The sequence below is a fragment of the Flavobacterium sp. PL002 genome, assembly GCF_054165825.1.
This window is the reverse complement of sequence record NZ_CM135110.1, coordinates 289,120-306,446: the sequence shown is the minus strand read 5'-3', so window position 1 is coordinate 306,446 and position 17,327 is coordinate 289,120. Positions and strand designations below refer to the sequence as shown.

21 protein-coding genes are annotated in these 17,327 nt (G+C 32.3%); 10 read left to right on the top strand and 11 right to left on the bottom strand.

All coding sequences use genetic code 11. The features are described 5' to 3' along the window. Window positions 1-112: 112 nt before the first annotated feature. On the top strand, window positions 113-523 hold the full coding sequence (locus ACVEGE_RS01300) for an OsmC family protein (protein WP_192500275.1): 411 nt from the start codon (window positions 113-115) through the stop codon (window positions 521-523). Between the two features lie 60 nt (window positions 524-583). On the opposite strand, the gene ACVEGE_RS01295 is transcribed toward ACVEGE_RS01300, so the two are convergent. Genes ACVEGE_RS01295 through epsC form a run of 3 tightly spaced genes read right to left on the bottom strand, consistent with a single transcriptional unit; the run spans window position 584 to window position 2,726 of the window. Next, complete coding sequence (locus ACVEGE_RS01295) at window positions 584-1,033, bottom strand: GNAT family N-acetyltransferase (protein ID WP_192500274.1); 450 nt, start codon at window positions 1,031-1,033, stop codon at window positions 584-586. A 12-nt stretch (window positions 1,034-1,045) separates the two neighbouring features. Beyond that, entirely contained in the window at window positions 1,046-1,933 is an 888-nt protein-coding gene (gene cysM, locus ACVEGE_RS01290) for a cysteine synthase CysM (protein ID WP_192500273.1), read from the bottom strand. 1 nt (window position 1,934) lies between these two features. After that, the gene (gene epsC, locus ACVEGE_RS01285; protein WP_173854294.1) at window positions 1,935-2,726 is read right to left on the bottom strand and encodes a serine O-acetyltransferase EpsC; all 792 of its coding nucleotides are present in this window, start codon (window positions 2,724-2,726) and stop codon (window positions 1,935-1,937) included. Between the two features lie 350 nt (window positions 2,727-3,076). Between epsC and ACVEGE_RS01280 the strand changes: the two genes are divergently transcribed. After that, a complete protein-coding gene (locus tag ACVEGE_RS01280) occupies window positions 3,077-3,778 on the top strand; it encodes a DUF1003 domain-containing protein (protein WP_173854292.1) in 702 nt (233 codons plus the stop codon). Window positions 3,779-3,798: 20 nt separating this feature from the next. Here the strand turns inward: ACVEGE_RS01280 and ACVEGE_RS01275 are convergent, their stop codons facing one another. Continuing rightward, window positions 3,799-4,077 carry a DUF2752 domain-containing protein gene (locus ACVEGE_RS01275; protein ID WP_173854290.1) on the bottom strand — a complete coding sequence of 93 codons (279 nt, stop codon included), beginning with the start codon at window positions 4,075-4,077 and terminating at the stop codon, window positions 3,799-3,801. A 102-nt stretch (window positions 4,078-4,179) separates the two neighbouring features. Here ACVEGE_RS01275 and ACVEGE_RS01270 point away from each other — a divergent pair, with 102 nt between their 5' ends. Beyond that, window positions 4,180-4,362 (top strand): hypothetical protein, encoded by a 183-nt coding sequence (locus ACVEGE_RS01270; protein WP_192500272.1) that lies wholly within the window; start codon window positions 4,180-4,182, stop codon window positions 4,360-4,362. Further along, window positions 4,355-4,906, top strand: a complete 552-nt coding sequence (locus ACVEGE_RS01265; RefSeq protein ID WP_192500271.1) for a Smr/MutS family protein — start codon at window positions 4,355-4,357, stop codon at window positions 4,904-4,906. The genes ACVEGE_RS01270 and ACVEGE_RS01265 overlap by 8 nt, the downstream gene beginning before the upstream one ends. A gap of 84 nt (window positions 4,907-4,990) precedes the next feature. Here the strand turns inward: ACVEGE_RS01265 and ACVEGE_RS01260 are convergent, their stop codons facing one another. Beyond that, a complete protein-coding gene (locus ACVEGE_RS01260; protein WP_192500270.1) occupies window positions 4,991-5,965 on the bottom strand; it encodes a hypothetical protein in 975 nt (324 codons plus the stop codon). Between the two features lie 88 nt (window positions 5,966-6,053). Between ACVEGE_RS01260 and ACVEGE_RS01255 the strand changes: the two genes are divergently transcribed. Beyond that, window positions 6,054-7,181 (top strand): cysteine desulfurase family protein, encoded by a 1,128-nt coding sequence (locus ACVEGE_RS01255; RefSeq protein WP_173854283.1) that lies wholly within the window; start codon window positions 6,054-6,056, stop codon window positions 7,179-7,181. Window positions 7,182-7,266: 85 nt separating this feature from the next. Here ACVEGE_RS01255 and ACVEGE_RS01250 read toward each other — a convergent pair whose 3' ends face one another. From ACVEGE_RS01250 to ACVEGE_RS01235, 4 genes are all read right to left on the bottom strand, one after another. Then, entirely contained in the window at window positions 7,267-7,725 is a 459-nt protein-coding gene (locus tag ACVEGE_RS01250; RefSeq protein WP_173854281.1) for a sensor of ECF-type sigma factor, read from the bottom strand. A 49-nt stretch (window positions 7,726-7,774) separates the two neighbouring features. Further along, the gene (locus ACVEGE_RS01245; protein WP_173854279.1) at window positions 7,775-8,209 is read right to left on the bottom strand and encodes a hypothetical protein; all 435 of its coding nucleotides are present in this window, start codon (window positions 8,207-8,209) and stop codon (window positions 7,775-7,777) included. A 33-nt stretch (window positions 8,210-8,242) separates the two neighbouring features. Then, window positions 8,243-8,785, bottom strand: a complete 543-nt coding sequence (locus ACVEGE_RS01240) for an RNA polymerase sigma factor (RefSeq protein WP_173854277.1) — start codon at window positions 8,783-8,785, stop codon at window positions 8,243-8,245. Between the two features lie 65 nt (window positions 8,786-8,850). Next, the gene (locus ACVEGE_RS01235) at window positions 8,851-10,125 is read right to left on the bottom strand and encodes an SRPBCC family protein (protein ID WP_192500269.1); all 1,275 of its coding nucleotides are present in this window, start codon (window positions 10,123-10,125) and stop codon (window positions 8,851-8,853) included. A gap of 317 nt (window positions 10,126-10,442) precedes the next feature. Here ACVEGE_RS01235 and ACVEGE_RS01230 point away from each other — a divergent pair, with 317 nt between their 5' ends. Together ACVEGE_RS01230 and ACVEGE_RS01225 are read left to right on the top strand one after the other, a co-directional pair. Further along, the gene (locus ACVEGE_RS01230; protein WP_192500268.1) at window positions 10,443-12,482 is read left to right on the top strand and encodes a dipeptidyl-peptidase 3 family protein; all 2,040 of its coding nucleotides are present in this window, start codon (window positions 10,443-10,445) and stop codon (window positions 12,480-12,482) included. Window positions 12,483-12,824: 342 nt separating this feature from the next. Beyond that, complete coding sequence (locus ACVEGE_RS01225; protein ID WP_192500267.1) at window positions 12,825-13,211, top strand: pyrophosphohydrolase domain-containing protein; 387 nt, start codon at window positions 12,825-12,827, stop codon at window positions 13,209-13,211. A 73-nt stretch (window positions 13,212-13,284) separates the two neighbouring features. Here ACVEGE_RS01225 and ACVEGE_RS01220 read toward each other — a convergent pair whose 3' ends face one another. Further along, complete coding sequence (locus ACVEGE_RS01220; RefSeq protein ID WP_192500266.1) at window positions 13,285-14,352, bottom strand: branched-chain amino acid aminotransferase; 1,068 nt, start codon at window positions 14,350-14,352, stop codon at window positions 13,285-13,287. Between the two features lie 521 nt (window positions 14,353-14,873). Between ACVEGE_RS01220 and mnmD the strand changes: the two genes are divergently transcribed. The 3 genes from mnmD to ACVEGE_RS01205 all read left to right on the top strand — a co-directional run bounded on the left by mnmD (window position 14,874) and on the right by ACVEGE_RS01205 (window position 16,302). After that, on the top strand, window positions 14,874-15,539 hold the full coding sequence (gene mnmD / locus ACVEGE_RS01215; protein ID WP_173854267.1) for a tRNA (5-methylaminomethyl-2-thiouridine)(34)-methyltransferase MnmD: 666 nt from the start codon (window positions 14,874-14,876) through the stop codon (window positions 15,537-15,539). Window positions 15,540-15,693: 154 nt separating this feature from the next. After that, window positions 15,694-15,888, top strand: a complete 195-nt coding sequence (locus tag ACVEGE_RS01210) for a hypothetical protein (RefSeq protein ID WP_192500265.1) — start codon at window positions 15,694-15,696, stop codon at window positions 15,886-15,888. Window positions 15,889-16,104: 216 nt separating this feature from the next. Further along, window positions 16,105-16,302, top strand: a complete 198-nt coding sequence (locus ACVEGE_RS01205; protein WP_192500264.1) for a hypothetical protein — start codon at window positions 16,105-16,107, stop codon at window positions 16,300-16,302. On the opposite strand, the gene ACVEGE_RS01200 is transcribed toward ACVEGE_RS01205, so the two are convergent. Then, window positions 16,303-17,250 carry a LysR substrate-binding domain-containing protein gene (locus ACVEGE_RS01200; protein ID WP_173857292.1) on the bottom strand — a complete coding sequence of 316 codons (948 nt, stop codon included), beginning with the start codon at window positions 17,248-17,250 and terminating at the stop codon, window positions 16,303-16,305. It lies immediately after the preceding gene. Window positions 17,251-17,327: the final 77 nt, after the last annotated feature.

Sequence of the window (17,327 nt, the reverse complement as noted above, 5' to 3'; positions counted from 1 at the left end):
AAGAGTTGCGTTATCATTTGTAAAGCTGTTTTAAATTTACGTTAAAACTGAATCTAGAGTATTTTAGTACGTTTTAAAGCGTTAAATTTGAGTAAATTAAAAAAAAAATATTATGAAAAGAAATGCAACCGCAGTATGGACAGGTTCTCTAAAAGAGGGTGCTGGAAAAATATCAACAGAAAGTAAAACATTAGATAATGCACAATATTCTTTTAAAACTCGTTTTGAAGATGGAGTAGGAACAAACCCTGAAGAGTTAATTGCAGCAGCGCATTCAGGTTGTTTCACAATGCAATTATCGGCTTTTGTGGGTGAAGCAGGACACGAAATTGAAAGTATAACAACAAAATGTGACATCGATTTCCAAGATGGAAGCGTTGTAGGATCCCATTTAACGGTTCATGCAAAAATTAAAGGAATCACCGATACTGATTTTCAAGAATTAGTAACAAAGGCAGAGAAAAATTGCCCAATTTCGAAGTTATTGAATACTAAAATTACATCGACAGCTACATTGGCTTAAGCTGTTATTATTATTAAACAAGGCGTTACTAAATTCAGTGATGCCTTGTTTTTTATACTACTAAAGCTGTTTTTGGAAACAAATACTATCTTCGATATTTTCATATTGACCATAATTTTCTGTTATAGCAAAACCATTTTTTATATAGAGAGCAACGGCTTCGGGATATTTATGCCCCGTTTCTAGAATACAACTTTTATAGTTTTCTTCTCTTGCCCAAGATTCTAATTCGGTTAAAATTTTTGAAGCAATTCCTTTTCCTCGAGTTTTTGGATCTACAAACATTCTTTTTATTTCGGCAACATCTTCTTTGTAAAATTTAAAAGCACCGCAGCCTACCGCAATTTGGTTGTCGTAGACAACAATAGCATTTTTGATGTTATCTGTTTTATTGAATTGAGCAAAAAAAACATGTTCATCACCGTCTCGTTCTTGAATGTCTTTATCAAGTAAGGCAATTAATTGAATGAAGTCAGGATTGTCTGGGGTTGTTCGTATAATTTGGATCATTAGAAATAGGATTTAGTCAAACAAGTCTGAGGATAAATAGCGATCACCGCGATCGCAAATAATAGCTACGATTACACCCGATTCTAATTCTTCGGCAATTTTAAGCGCTGTTGCTACAGAACCACCACTACTCATTCCAGCAAAAACACCTTCTTCAAGAGCTAAACGTTTGGTCATAGCGCGTGCTTCATCTTCGCTTACTTCAACCACACGATCCACTTTTGAGGAATCAAAAATTTTCGGCAAGTATTCTTTTGGCCATTTTCTAATCCCTGGAATTTGCGAGCCATCACTAGGTTGTGCTCCTACGATTTGTATGGCTGGGTTTTTCTCTTTCAAATAAGTTGAGGTTCCCATGATTGTTCCTGTAGTTCCCATTGCAGATACAAAGTGCGTTACAGTACCTTCGGTGTCATTCCATATCTCAGGACCTGTAGTTTTGTAATGCGCTTTCCAGTTATCATCATTCGCAAACTGGTTGAGCATGATGTAACCTCCTTCGGCTACTTTTTTATCGGCATAGTCTCTAGAGCCTAAAATTCCTTCTTTGGCGGGAGTTAAGATTACTGTAGCTCCATACGCTCTCATAGTTTGTGTGCGTTCCTTAGTGGAATCTTCCGGAAGGATTAATTCAATATCAATATTCATTAACTGTGCGATCATGGCTAAGGCAATTCCGGTATTTCCGCTGGTGGCTTCAATTAGCTTGTCCCCTTTTTTAATATCGCCACGTTCTAGAGCCGATGCAATCATGTTGTAGGCAGCCCTATCCTTCACACTTCCGCCAGGATTATTACCTTCAAGTTTTAGTAAAAGTTTTACATTTTTATTTTTAACCAAGTTAACAGTCTCGACTAGCGGAGTGTTTCCTATAAGGTCTAATATATTTTGAGGTTTCATATTATTTGATCTCTTTAATTTTTACTTCGGTTGTTGTAGTATTTAGCACCATTGATTTTGGTGGAATTGATTTAGTTACCCAAGCATTTCCTCCTATGATACTTTTTTTACCTATTACGGTCGTTCCACCAAGGATAGTGGCATTGGCATAAATACATACACCCTCTTCAACGGTAGGGTGCCTTTTAGCGTTTTTCATTTCTTTGCTAACGCTTAGTGCGCCAAGAGTTACTCCTTGATATATTTTGACATTTTTAGCTATTTCTGCAGTTTCTCCAATTACGATTCCGGTGGCGTGATCGATAAAGAAAGGAGAATCAATTTTTGCGCCAGCGTGAATATCTGTTCCAGTGATGCGATGAGCATATTCGCTCATCAATCTAGAAAATAGTAATAAATCTAAATTGTATAAAACGTGGCTTAACCTGTAGATTGCAATAGCATAAAAACCGGGATAGGCTAAATAGACTTCTTCGATGCTGTTTGAGGCAGGGTCGTTTTCTAAAATATAATGGGCGTCTTTATTTAGCATTTCTAGTACAAGAGGCAATTGGTCTAGAAAACTTTTCCACATAGATTCACAATCTCCTTTGGGTTTTTTACATGCAATTAAGGCAACCTCTTTAAAGCGTTTTTCGAGTTCGTCAATGCTTTCTTCAAGAGGGGCATTGGTGTCAAACAAAGTATAGAATAATTGTTCTGTAAAAACTTCTGTTTTAGTTTTTATTCCGTAGTTGATAGAAGTATGGCTTTTTAAAGCACTAATATTTTGGATAATCTGATCTTTCGTCACGATTATAGGATTGAATTGTTAATATAAAAAAGGATGAATAAGGCATTGTATTAGTTGCAGCAACAACAATAATGCAAGAAAGCTATTAAGCTTTTAGAGGTGTTAGTGAAAAGGTTGCTGCGGTACATAATTGCTTTTTCTAATATAATGCTTTACAAATATATTGAACTATTTTGGATTTTAGTATGCTTAACGTTAGGCACTTTTTTGTTTGCGCTCTTTTTAGTTTTTATTTAACAACTGTAGTTTAAATTGTTTTAGAACAGACTCTTTTTTTTGTACTTTTAATCCAAAAGAGAAGTTGTTTGTTTAGAACGACTGTTACATTAAATAGGTATAAAAAAAGTATAATGAAATTAAAAACGACTTTCATAAGTGGTCTCTCAAATAAAGAATTTTCTATAAGTCAAAGGGTGCTAGGAACGATGATTAGAAACCCAATCATGGCATTAATTAATAAAGATTATCCAGATTTTAATAATGCACAATCTTTATCAGTGGGAGAGCTGAACTTGTATCGAGAGAAATACATTGCTAATTTTTTACAAAAAGAAATAGGGGAGTTGTCGAGTTTAGAATCGGATCTTGTGATTGATTTTAATAAAGAAGAGTCTTTAGTCTCTCAAGTTGAAGATGAAGTTGAACTAAGATCGTACGGTCAAGTTATTGCTGATAAAGTAGCCGACTTTGGTGGAAGTTGGCGTTTTATTTCGCTTTTTGGTTTCTTTATTGTGATATGGATTTTATCTAATATTTATTTTTTGTCCAATAATGGTTTTGATCCCTATCCATTTATTTTATTGAATTTAATTTTGTCATGTGTTGCTGCTTTTCAAGCGCCAATAATTATGATGAGTCAAAACCGTCAAGAAGAAAAAGATAGAGAACGTGGCAAAAAAGATTATATGATCAATCTAAAATCAGAACTTGAAATTAGATTACTCCATGAAAAATTAGATCATTTAGTGATGCATCAGCAAGAAGAATTAATTGAGATTCAAAAAATCCAAATCGAAATGATGAATGATATTTTGAGTAAGATCAATAAATAATATTTTAAAAAGAATCACATTTAATAGTGGCGATAAGCATATCCTAAAATCATAAAAACGACATTTATAAAGGCTAAAATTAGAATGGTTTTTTGAGAAAAAATTCCTTTAAAAATAAATGTTAATCCCCAAGAAAATAGAAAAATTAAGGTGGTAAAAATGGCAGGATACATTTTAAAAGAAGCAATAAATTCTCCTTGAAATAAAAGTAAAAAAGCACGTTGAAATCCACAACCCAAACATTCTACTCCAAAGAGTGTTTTACTTAAACAAGGCAGCATGTATTTTTCTAAATTCATCAATTGTTTTTAAAATTGCGTTTATAAAATTTCAGGAAAGATATGCTTAAATAAACGAAGCTATATTAAATTTGTTACTTTTGGATTCTGATAGATAAAGATATGAAAAAGTTTATAATTCCTATAATGATAATTGCGATCATTGTTGCTTTTTATGAGCAAGTGAGCACTGACAAGAATGTATATGTAACCGTAATTGCTATTGCCATCTTTATGTTTGGAATGATGCAATTAAGTGCAAAAACACCGAGTAAAAATCAAGAAAAAGACGATAAAGATGTTTAGTAAAGGAGATAGTGTTTCAGTACTTGATGAGGCAATAAATGGCATAGTGATTTCAGTAAAAGGGAACGATGTTACTATAGAAACTGAGGATGGGTTCATGATGACGTTTCTTGTCAACGAGTTGCTTAAGGTGAACGGAGCCAGTAATTTAATGGATTCTATTAAAAGAATCAATATAGATGAAATCACAAAGGAGAAAGAGATCCCAAAACCACGAAGTTTTGTTAAAGAACGCAAAGATAAAGGCGAAGGTATTGTTCCTGAATTTGATTTACATATAGAAAAGCTAGTGAAAAATAAACAGGGAATGTCTAATTATGATATTCTAACTTTACAAGCGGATACGGCAAAAAGACATATTGAATTTGCAATTCGTAATCGCATCCCAAAGATTGTTTTTATACATGGCGTGGGGGAAGGAATTTTAAAAGCTGAACTGGATTTTTTATTAGGTAGGTATGATAATATTGATTTTAAAGAAGCTAACTACCAAAAATATGGTCAAGGAGCTACTGAAGTTTTTATCAAGCAAAACAGTAAATAAGAGCTTTAATATTCATATAAAAAAAACCATTTTGTAGTACTACAAAATGGTTTTTTTATGCTTGTACATTATTAATTTGAGTAATTAATTACTCGTATAAAGTACGCCCAAAGTATAATTATCTCCAAGTGAAAAACTGTAATTCCCTTTACTTAAAGTAGTATTTTTTAATACAATGGTATGCTTGAAACTAGATGGCCCACTAGTGGTGGTGGTTACTTCAATAAGTCCGGTTTTGTCAGTAACTCCAGCTACACCATTCCATTCTTGATTTACTGTTGGAGTAGCAGGAGTTGTTGCGTTACAAAAATAGTCTGCAGTTAGTAAACCAGCTGTAAATAAACGGTATGTTAGTTTGTTTTGAGTGGTTCCAATAATTCCTTTTCGAGGGGAATTAGCAACAGTGATTTCATTAATAATTAATGATGGATCAATAGAAAGCTCCATTGCTTCGCCGGTAGTAAATTTATAAACTTGATCATTGGTACTGCATTTATTTAACGCTTTTGTCTCGTCAAAACCAAAAGGTAATGTTGTTGCAGTAGTCACATAACTTCCAAAATTAAAGACATCATATACTTGTGTTCCTCCTGTACTTTTAGAAAAAGTAATGTTTTTAAAAACTATATTGTGGCTGTATCCTGAAATTCTAGTGCTGTTGTCAGTAGCATCGGTTTCTTTTTTGGCTTCTTTGGTGATAACGATTGTACCACCAGTTGCTATCCATTGATCAGTAACAGCGGGAGTTATTGGCGGGATAGTTTCACAAATATTATCTGCCGTTACTGTACCATTGTAAAAACGATATACTACGCGATTAGTGGTGCTGCTTATTGTTAATGTTGTTTCAGTAAGATCAGAATCTTCATCAGTGAAATTTACGCTCGGAATTTCAACTAGTAGCGCTTCATTATCTTTTAATTTATAAATTACATCATTATCAGTACAACTTTGTGTTGCTGTAACATCTTCAAAACTGATGTCCTCTTGTATTAAATTTCCATCATCGCAGCTATTAAAAAGCATCACAAAAACCAATAGACCTAGTACTCTTTTCATTGTATATTTAATTTGATACAAAAATAGCTAAAAAAATGACAATTAATATTGGAGAATTCATAATTGATATTTCATTAACTTTGCAGCAATGAAAAAAGTATACCTCGATAACGCATCAACAACAGCAATACGACCAGAGGTCATTGAAGAAATGACTAAAGTTATGGCTGAGGATTATGGTAATCCATCATCTACACACAGTTTTGGTCGAAATGCCAAAAGTGTATTAGAATTGTCTCGAAAAGCAATTGCTAAAGAACTCAATGTCCCTGCTCAAGAAATAATTTTTACTTCTTGTGGTACTGAAGCAGACAACTGGATTTTACGTTCGGCGGTAAAAGACTTGAAAGTAACCCGAATCATCACTAGTAAGATTGAGCATCATGCGGTTTTGCATACAGTAATGTTATTAGAGAAGGAATTTGCAATTCAAGTGGACTACGTTGCGGTCAAACCAGACGGTAGTATTGATATTACTAATTTAGTAGAGTTACTGGCTAATCCAGCTAAAACATTAGTGAGTTTAATGCATGTTAATAATGAAGTAGGAACTGTTTTAGACTTGGCTAGAGTAGGTCAAATATGTAAGGAACACAATGTGTTATTTCATTCGGATACTGTTCAGTCTATAGGAAAGCAAGTCTTGGATTTACAAGAAATTCCTATTGACTTTATTGCGGCAAGTGCACATAAATTTCATGGTCCTAAAGGAGTAGGTTTTGCTTTTGTTAGGAAAAACTCTGGGCTGCAGCCAATGTTTTTTGGCGGTGAGCAAGAAAAAGGATTGCGCGCAGGAACAGAAGCAGTGCATCAAATTGCAGGAATGGCAAAAGCATTGACACTTTCTTATGCCAACCTTGATCAGGAAAAAAAGCACATTCAAGGATTAAAAACCTACTTATTAGAACAATTGACTGCTTCGTTACCTGGTTTTATTGTAAATGGAGACGCTAATGGATTTTATAATATTCTAAATGTATTATTGCCTTTCGCAGCAGATAAAACAGCTATGATACTCTTTCATTTAGATATGAAAGGAATTGCGGTATCAAGAGGTAGCGCTTGTCAAAGCGGTAGTATTAGGCCTTCTCATGTACTTGCTGAAATGCTTTCGCTCGAAGATTTAAAAAAACCGAGTCTTCGAATATCTTTTAGCCATTATAATACTAAAGAAGATATAGACTTGCTTATTGATGCTTTAAAAGGATTGCAATAAAGTGATGTTTTAATTATTTATGATGTAAAAACACAAAACCCTAAACAAATTGTTTAGGGTTTTGTGTTTCATAGTGTGGTATTGATTATTTCCTTTTGGCTTTATCTCTATATTGATGCAAAAGTTTTCTGTTGAAATCATCTTCTGATTTTCGCAGTTTTAAGATTTTTGCAGCTGGAAGAATTTCTTTAAGATCTTTGATGTATTTTTTGCGTAAGCTGTATAATTCATCTTCTGAGTCTTCCATTTTGTCAATTAAACTCAAAGCATCTTTTTCGTTTATTTTATTTAATGTGATGTCGTTTAATTGTGTTTTACACATTTTCATTTTCTCGTGTCTGATTTCAAACTGCTTGTCGTCAAAGGAGTTATAAACAGGCCAAAAACGTTGTGCTTCTTTAGTAGATAAGTCTAATTCAGAAGTTATAAAAGAGACTTTCATAGCTTTTATTTGTTCTTTTTTGTCTTTCATTCCTTCGCTTTGTGCAAAAATGCTAAAAGAAGTAAGAAGCAGTAATAGTGGTAGTATTTTTTTAAATTTCATGTTGTTTATTTTTAAAATTATCATGGATCATAATAGGCAATAAAGAAGGTTATTCTATTATATAATGCTCTAAATTGCCATTGTCAACTAATAGATCTTCTATAGTTTCTTGTTCTAAGGATGTGGTATTTTCTGTCTCTATATTTTGTAAATCTTCTGATTCTAGTGAGTTGATTAAATCATATTGACTCATATTACTTTGATAACTTAGGTAATTTTCTAAAGTGGTATCGTCTAATTCAGTAGTAGCAATCTTTTTTGTTTGATTGAAAGCGATGGGGATCATCAAGCCAATTACAAGTAATGCTGCAACTAACATGATACTAGTTTTTCGTCTTTTGAAAAACGGAATCACTTTTGCTTCAGCGGTATCATTTTGAGGGATTTTAAGCATTAATTTTGCTGAGAAATCCTCAAAGTAATTCTCTGGAGTTGAAAATCCGGTTTCAATTTTTGTACTATTTTCGAGTTTAAATTCTTTCATAACATTAGTTTGACTTCAAAATGAGTAAAAGGTTTAATTTGATGTAACAAAGCTTTCTATTTTTTTTACAGCATGATGGTATGAAGCTTTTAATGCTCCTACGGATGTGCCTAGAATTTCTGAAATTTCTTCGTATTTTAATTCTTCAAAATATTTCATTTTAAAGACTAGTTGTTGTTTTTCTGGAAGCTTGGCTATGGCTTTTTGGAGTTTGATTTGTATTTCATTTCCGTCAAAATAGTCATCTGCTTTAAGATTATCGATTGCTTTATCTTGAAGTGTCTGGGAACTTATACCACTTTTTTTAGATTTTATATTTAAAAAACTAATCGCTTCATTTGTGGCAATGCGGTACATCCAAGAAAAGAGCTTACTCTCTCCTTTAAAATTTTTAAGATTTTGGAAAACCTTCACAAAAGTGTTCTGCAAAACATCATCAGTATCATCGTGGTTGAGAACAATGTTACGTATGTGATTGTAAAGCGGTTTTTGATAGGTTAACAAGAGTTTTTGAAACGCTTCGTTTTGCGTTTTACTATTCAATAACTGTTGTATAAATTCTTCTTCTTCTGACAAAGTATGCTTTTATTTATATTAGAATAGAATTTATAATAAAGGTTTAATGTGATTTAAAAAATAAATTAAAATTCGAATTCATCTTCCTCTGTTACGGGTTTTTCAATTACGGTTTTTTTAGGCACTTCTGGTTTTACCACTTTCTCAGCTTCTGGTTTTGGAGCTTTGGGTGTAACCGCTTTTGGAGTTCCAACTTTTGGAGTGGTAGGTTTAACTACTGTAGTTTTAGGCGTGGTAGGATTAGTGTTAGTCTCAGCATCACGAGTATAATCTGTTTCTGTTTCAACTGGGGCTGGTGTGTATGTTTTTACAGGCACGACAACTTTAGGAGGCATAGGGATGTATACTTCGGTGATCCATTTTGAAGGATCTTTTACCTCTGTTTTATTAGTATTGTATATTTCTATATGGGTAATAGTAGGATCGTGCGTAAGTTTGTTTTGATTGAAATAAGCGAGAGCTTTATCATAAGCAGCTTTATTATGTGAATTGTCTCCAGTTAAAGTTGCTTTTACAGCTTCAAATGGTGCTAATTTAGAAGAAATAATGTCACTACCGGAACTTATAAATATTTCTCTCTCGATAGGTACAGCTATTGTGATGCGGGCTAATTGTGTTTGTTCATCATAGGTATGGTAAACAATAAAAGGCCTTCCTACTGTATTGATGTCATTTTGTTGACAGAAAGATTTAATCTTTGGAACTACAATTTTGAAATTTTTATTGATTTTCGAAATCTCCGTTGTAAATGTTTGTCCTAAATAATAGGTCATAGGTTTTTGTACTAATCCATCTACTTTTACATTAAAAGTATTGATTTCGTATACTAATGATTTGTCTAGGTTCTCAAGACTTTTTTCGAACATACTTCCTATAACTCGATCGACACCTCCATTTAAAGCGGTATATACCTTGAAGGCAAAACTCATTTTACCTTTAATATTCCACGTAACTTTTGTGCCGCCTTTTGCATCTTTAAATGTCCAATAAACAGAAGATAAAGTTCCGTTGTAATTCATTTTTTGAGAAATGCTGTCATTTTCTTTAGCAAAAAGAGTTTTCATGTCACCATCACCATCTTTAGATTCCCAAGAATATGCAGCTCCTTTACCAATGGTGTTTTCAGGGAAAATCATTTTTATTTCAGGATCTTCAGTTGCCCAAGAACCAAACTCGCTCCAGTTTTTATAATCATTTACATAGCTAAAGACTACAGCTTTAGGAGAATTTATAATTTTACTTCTTTCCACTTGAAAATCCCCTTTTTGCGTAGCAATAAATATGGACAAGGCTACTAAACTTAGTAAAAATAAAAGAAATAGATATTTTAAAATTCTCATGTTAAGTGGTTTATTTGGTGTTGTAAAGTTAGAAATTTTATTAATATGCTATACTAAGTATAGAAAAAATATAAAATGCCTGCTTTTTTAATTTGTTGAGCGCATTTATAATCTTATAATTCTAAAAAAGCTTGCAATAACGGACACTTTTGGCGTAATAAAAGTACTATGATTGTAATTCAATGAAAGCTTGTTTTTGACTGATATTTTAATAATTCGGCAATTTATTGCGCTTGCGAATGTTGATTTTTATAACTTCTTTAAAGAATATGTATATTTGTAAATAATAATATATTGAAAACTAAATACCATTAATAATGAAATTACAAAAAATAGCTGGATTAATCCTTACGGCTGGAGTTTTTGTTGCTTGTAATACACAAAAACCTGCAGCGAGCACTGCTACTGCAAAGCAAGATGTAAAAGCGTTTGATAATCTTGTAGAGCAATTTGCCGACATTAAAGTGTTGCGTTACCAAATTCCAGGTTGGGAAAATCTAACCTTAAAAGAGCAAAAATTAGTTTACTACCTTACACAAGCAGGAACTTCTGGACGTGATATTATGTGGGATCAAAACTATAGAAATAACTTAAAAATTAGAAAAGCACTTGAAAATATTTATCAAAATTATGCTGGAGATAAAGAAAGTAAAGACTGGGCTAATTTTGAAATCTATTTAAAAAGAGTGTGGTTTTCTAACGGAATACACCACCATTATTCAAATGATAAAATTAAACCTGAATTTAATCAGGCGTATTTTGCTGATTTAATGAAAACAACTAATACTGTTTTAGAAGCAGCTGTTGTAGACGTTCTTTTTAATGATGTAGATGATAAAAAAGTGAATCTTGATGAGTCAAAAGGATTGTTAGCTGGTTCAGCAATTAACTTTTATGATAAAGGGATCACGCTTAAAGAAGCTGAAGATTTTTACGCTAAAAAAACAAATGCAGATCCTAAAAAGCCTCTTTCCTACGGTTTGAACTCTAAGTTAGTTCGTAATGCTAATGGTGAATTAGAAGAGAAAGTATGGAAAAGTAACGGAATGTATGGTGCAGCAATCGACAAAATTATTTTTTGGTTAGAGAAAGCTAAAGGAGTTGCTGAAAATCAAAAACAAGCCGATGCTTTAGGATTGTTGATTAAATATTACCAAACAGGAGATTTGAAAACATGGGATGAATACAACATTGCATGGCTTGACGCTACAGAGGGGAATATTGATTACATCAATAGTTTTATAGAAGTATATAATGATCCTTTAGGATATAGAGGTTCTTATGAAGGTGTGGTGCAAATTAAGGATTTTGATATGTCTAAAAAAATGGCTGTGGTTTCTGAAAGTGCACAGTGGTTTGAGGATAATTCTCCTTTAATGCCAGAACATAAAAAGAAAAATGTAGTAGGAGTTTCATACAAAACTGTTATTGTTGCTGGTGAGTCAGGAGATTCTTCTCCTAGTACGCCTATTGGTGTGAACTTGCCTAATGCTGACTGGATTCGTGCAGAGCATGGTTCTAAGTCTGTTTCTTTAGGGAATATCATTGATGCTTACTCTAATGCAGGCGGAAAAGGAAAGTTACAAGAATTTGCAAATGATGCTGAAGAAATTGCTTTGGCTGAAAAATATGCTGAAATAGGTGATAAATTACACACTGCTTTACATGAAGTTGTAGGTCATGCTTCTGGGCAAATTAACGAAGGAGTGGGTACACCAAAAGAAACTTTAAAAAGTTATGCTTCTACTTTAGAAGAAGGAAGAGCTGATTTAGTTGGTTTGTACTATTTATACAATCCTAAAATTCAAGAACTAGGATTAGTTGATGACTGGAAAAAAACAGGAATGGAATCTTATGATAGCTACATTCGTAATGGATTAATGACGCAATTAGTTCGTTTAGACTTAGGTGCAAATATTGAAGAAGCACACATGAGAAACCGTCAGTGGGTGAGTGCATGGGCTTTTGAAAAAGGAAAGAAAGATAACGTTATTGAGAAATTAACTCGCAACGGAAAAACCTATTTCAATATTACTGATTACGTAAAATTACATGCCATCTTTGGAGATTTATTGCGTGAAGTGCAACGCATCAAGTCAGAGGGAGATTATGAAGCTGGAAAAGCTTTAGTAGAAAACTACGGTGTAAAAGTAGATCAAAAGTTACATGCTGAGGTTTTAGCACGTAACAAGCAGTTTGCTTCGGCTCCTTATAGTGGTTTTGTAAATCCAGTTTTAGTTCCAAAAATGGATGCGAAAGGAAATATTATTTCTATTGCTGTAGAGCAACCTAAATCATTTGAAGAGCAAATGCTTAATTACTCAAAAGATTTTAGTTTTTTACCTTTAGAAAATTAATACTCGAATAATTTACTGCATAAAAAAAGCCTGCTTTGTAGCGGGCTTTTTTGTGCATTGAAACGAGTGAATTAACGTTTGAAGAATATTTTTATCAAAAATAAAATTCCAATAAAAAGTAAAAAACCCAATAGGATTTTATAATTCCCTTTGTAAAATTCTCTGTGTGTATTTATATCTTTTCTATAAGCAATTACCATTGCGATAACAAAAGCAATAAAAAAACAGCCAGCAAATATCAATTGTCCTTGACTAAACATAGTGTAAATTATTTTTAGCAAATTTAGTTAATAGTTTACCAATAGTTGCTAATTTGCCGTTTCATTTCTTAAAATAAAAATCATGCAAAAACAAATCAATGCCGTCAAGGAGTTTCATACTGCATTTAAAATAGGATATAGCGAAGAACCGAAAGCCAATTTAGGCGCCGAAAAAAATAATCTTCGGTATGAATTAATGAAGGAGGAAAATGAAGAATATCTTGAAGCAGTAAAAAATGAGGATTTGATCGAAATAGCTGATGCTTTAGGTGATATGATGTATATTTTATGCGGAACAATTATAGAACACGGACTGCAAGATAAAATGGAAGCTGTGTTTGATGAAATTCAGCGTAGTAATATGAGTAAGTTAGATGAAAACGGAAATCCTATTTATAGAGAAGATGGGAAAGTACTAAAAGGGCCTAATTATTTTAAACCGGATTTTTCTAAAATTTTAGCACGCTAGTACATTTAAAAAAAGGCATAAAAAAAGCGATTTTCAAGATATTGAAAATCGCTTTTTTGTATGTTGTAACGTACTATACTTTCACAGTCCAACCAAAAGTATCTTCGGTAAGTTTGTTTTGTAAGTTGGTTAATTTAGTTTTTAATTGTGCAGCGTATGAATTTGCTGTTTTAGGCAATTCGTAGTAAACATCTTGGTAAGAAAAACCAGCTATAGTACTCACTACAGCAGCTGTTCCAGCACCAAAAATTTCTTTCAAAGAACCATCTTTTGCAGCAGCAACCAATTCAGAAACTAATACTGGACGCACATCAACTTCGATTCCGTCTTTTTGAGCCATTTCGATTAAACTTTTACGGGTGATTCCGTCAAGGATTCTTTCGCTAGTTGGTGCTGTATATAAGGTATCGTTAATTCTAAAAAACACATTCATTGTACCTGCTTCTTCAAGCATAGTATGTGTAGCATCATCCGTCCAGATCACTTGTTGGAACCCTTCTTTATTAGCTAAGCTTGTAGGGTAGAATTGTGCAGCGTAGTTTCCTGCTGCCTTTGCAGCTCCAATACCACCATTTGCCGCTCTACTAAAATGCTCTGCGATAAGTACTTTTACCTCACCAGAATAATATGCTTTTGCTGGAGATAAAAGAATCATGAATTTATAATTATCAGATGGATTAGCCATAACGCCGGTTCCAGTAGCAATCATAAAGGGTCTAATGTATAAAGAACTTCCGTCTCCTTTTTTAATCCAAGCTTCATCAATTTTTAATAATTGGTGTAAACCATTCATAAAAACATTTTCAGGTACTTCAGGCATTGCCATACGTGTTGCTGAATTATTGAAACGCTTGTAGTTTTCATCAGGTCTAAAAAGCCAAATAGCATCTTGTTCATCTTTATAGGCTTTCATACCTTCAAAAATTGCTTGACCGTAATGAAAAACGCGAGAAGAAGGATCCATTAAAAACGGCGCGTAAGGCTTGATAACTGGAGTTTGCCATTGACCATCAATATAGTCACATTCAAATAAATGATCTGTAAATACAGAACCAAAAGTTAAGTTGTCAAAATCTACTTCGTTTATTTTAGACGAAGCGGCTTTAGTAATGTCAATTTGTTGATTTTGAGTAGTACTCATAATAATATTTTATTTGTTTCGCTTTTAACGATGGTTATTTTTGGTATAAAAAGGGTCTACTTAATTATATTAGAATAAAGAAGTTTGGCTTCTGCAAAATTAAATAAAAATCAGTAATTTCCTTGCTAAAACACCATTAATTAGCGCTTTTAATTGTGATTTATTGATATTATAACAAACTAAATTAAAATAGTATGTTTTATATTAAATATGTAATATTATAAAGGCTATTTTAAACTAACTATAAAACCATTAAGGGTAATTTGGTTAAATGTAATTTTGGTGGTTTTTAAGTCCAATAAAATAAATGCGTATACATTGTTAGGAGATTTATAAGGGATTGTTTTTGATGTAAATCCACTTTTTTCACTATTGTTTTTATCGAAAATTACACTTGCAAGCAATAAATTAGAAGTAAAAAACTAATTGTGTATAAGCGCATTTGTATAGTTGTTTTTGAGTATTTTTGACCTAATCTTAGCGCTAATGGAGCTGTTAGGGTTTTAAAAAATAAAACTATTTTGAAAAGAGAAATTATACAAACACTAGACGGGTCCACTACAATCCATATTCCGGAGTGGGATGAATCATATCATTCTAAGCATGGAGCAATACAAGAAGCACAACATGTATTTATAAAAAACGGACTATCGTTGTTCAAGGATAAAGAATTGGCTATTTTAGAAATAGGTTTTGGAACCGGCTTGAATGCTTTTATAACCTATTTAGAAGGTGCTAAAATGAATCAAATTATCGATTATGTAGGAGTGGAGGCGTACCCAATATCATCAGAAGAGCTTGTTTCAATGAATTACGTAGCAGAATTAAATGCTTTAGATCAAGAAAATATTTTTGATCAAATGCACGGTTCGGCCTGGAATGAGAAAACCATTTTAAGTAATAGGTTCACCTTAACTAAGAGGCAGCAGTTTTTTGCAGACATAGAAGATAAAAATAAATTTGATTTGATATACTTTGATGCTTTTGGATACAGAGTACAACCAGAATTATGGAGTACTGAAATTTTTCAAAAAATGTATGACGCACTCAAGGATGATGGGGTTTTAGTAACTTATGCCGCTCGTGGAGTTGTGAAAAGAAGCATGATAGAAGTAGGGTTTGTTGTTGAAAAACTAGCTGGGCCTCCAGGTAAAAGAGAAATGTTTAGAGCTAAAAAAATCAGTTAATTTATAAAGGTAAGCAATTGATTAATAGTTAAATGTTTTATTTATGTAAAATATTTATCAAAAATATACGTTAAATTCTAATCATACATTTTTTAAATAGTGTATTTTTACAACAGTAGAAAATCAAAAAATAACCTGAAATTCTTATTTTATTATGTCTAAAATCATGTTTGATTACACAAAATCCATATTAGAAAGAGTTAGCTTTGATCCTAGTCTTTTTTGTAAAGAATTAGAAAAAGCAATTAGAACTTTATTACCATATGAAATTGAGCAATTACGAGAATGGTTGTTTGATTTTACTTTCGAAAAACCGGAATTAAAGCAATGTTTACTTATCGTAAATTGATAAATAAAAAGGAACCCATGTTTTAGGTTCCTTTTTTTATATTTAAAACTCAGCTTAAGTAATTAGTGGTATAAAAGAAGAGGGAGTAATACCGTTTTTCTTATTTTATGACAATCCGTCGATACTTTAACGTAGTTTGGCTTATATTTTGCATTATATAAAGTAACTATTTATATATTTACTTTATTATTAAAACAACCTACTAAACAAAGTGCCATGTCTAGATTGATCTATTTTTACACTAAGGATTCTCTTGAAAAAGTTAGTTTTAATCCTGATTTATTTACTAAGGAATTAAGAAAAGCAATGCGTAATTTATTGCCTTATGAAATGGAACACCTTAAAAACTGGCTTAATTTCTACACTAGTAAAAAGCCAGAGTTAAAGAAGTGTCTTATTGTTGTGAAGGATTAATTAATTTCGGCTTTTTGCCAAAGGGCTAATCACTTCTACATTTTGAAATACAATAGCGCCTTTTATAACACCAGCAATTGTACTTCTTAAAGCATCAATTATTTGAATTTTTAATTCACTTTTTGGGTAAATTAAACTTACTTCTCTAGCAGGTTTAGGCTCTTTAAAATGTCTTAACTTTAATTTGTCTGCTTCTTTTAGATCCAGTGTGTGTAAGAATGGCAACAATGTAGTTCCTAACCCTTCATCGGCTAGTTTGATTAATGTTTCAAAACTACCGCTTTCTATTTGAAAATGACTGAATTCATTTTTAGGATTGTTCTTGCATAAATTCAAAATCCCATCTCTAAAGCAATGACCGTCTTGTAATAATAAGATTTCATCTAAATTTAAGTCGGATATCTCAATTTCTTTTTTATCAAAATGTTCGTGACTTTCAGGAATGTAAGCCATGAAAGGTTCGAAGTATAAAACAATTTCTTTGATTTTTTCTTCTTGCAAAGGCGTTGCAGCTATGGCAGCATCGAGATGACCGTTGTTTAACTTGACAATAATTTCCTCAGTATTTAATTCTTCTATAATTAATTTTACTTTAGGGTATTTCTTAATGAAATTATTTAAGAACATAGGTAAGAGGGTAGGCATGATAGTAGGAATGATTCCTAGCCTAAATTCACCACCTATAAAGCCTTTTTGTTGCTCAACGATATCTTGAATTCGATCAGCTTCATTAACGATGTTTTTAGCCTGATTCACTATTTTTTGGCCAATTTCCGTAAGTTGGATTGGTTTTTTTGATCGATCAAAAATCAGAATACTTAATTCTTCTTCAATTTTCTGGATTTGCATACTCAATGTAGGTTGAGTTACAAAACATTTCTCAGCAGCTAGCGTGAAATTCTTATGCTCAGCTACAGCTAGTACATATTTTAATTGAGTGATTGTCATCTATAGTATTTTATGATACAAAGATAAAAACAATCAATTTGTTTTATAGTTTATTTCTAGCTTTGTTTTTTAAATTT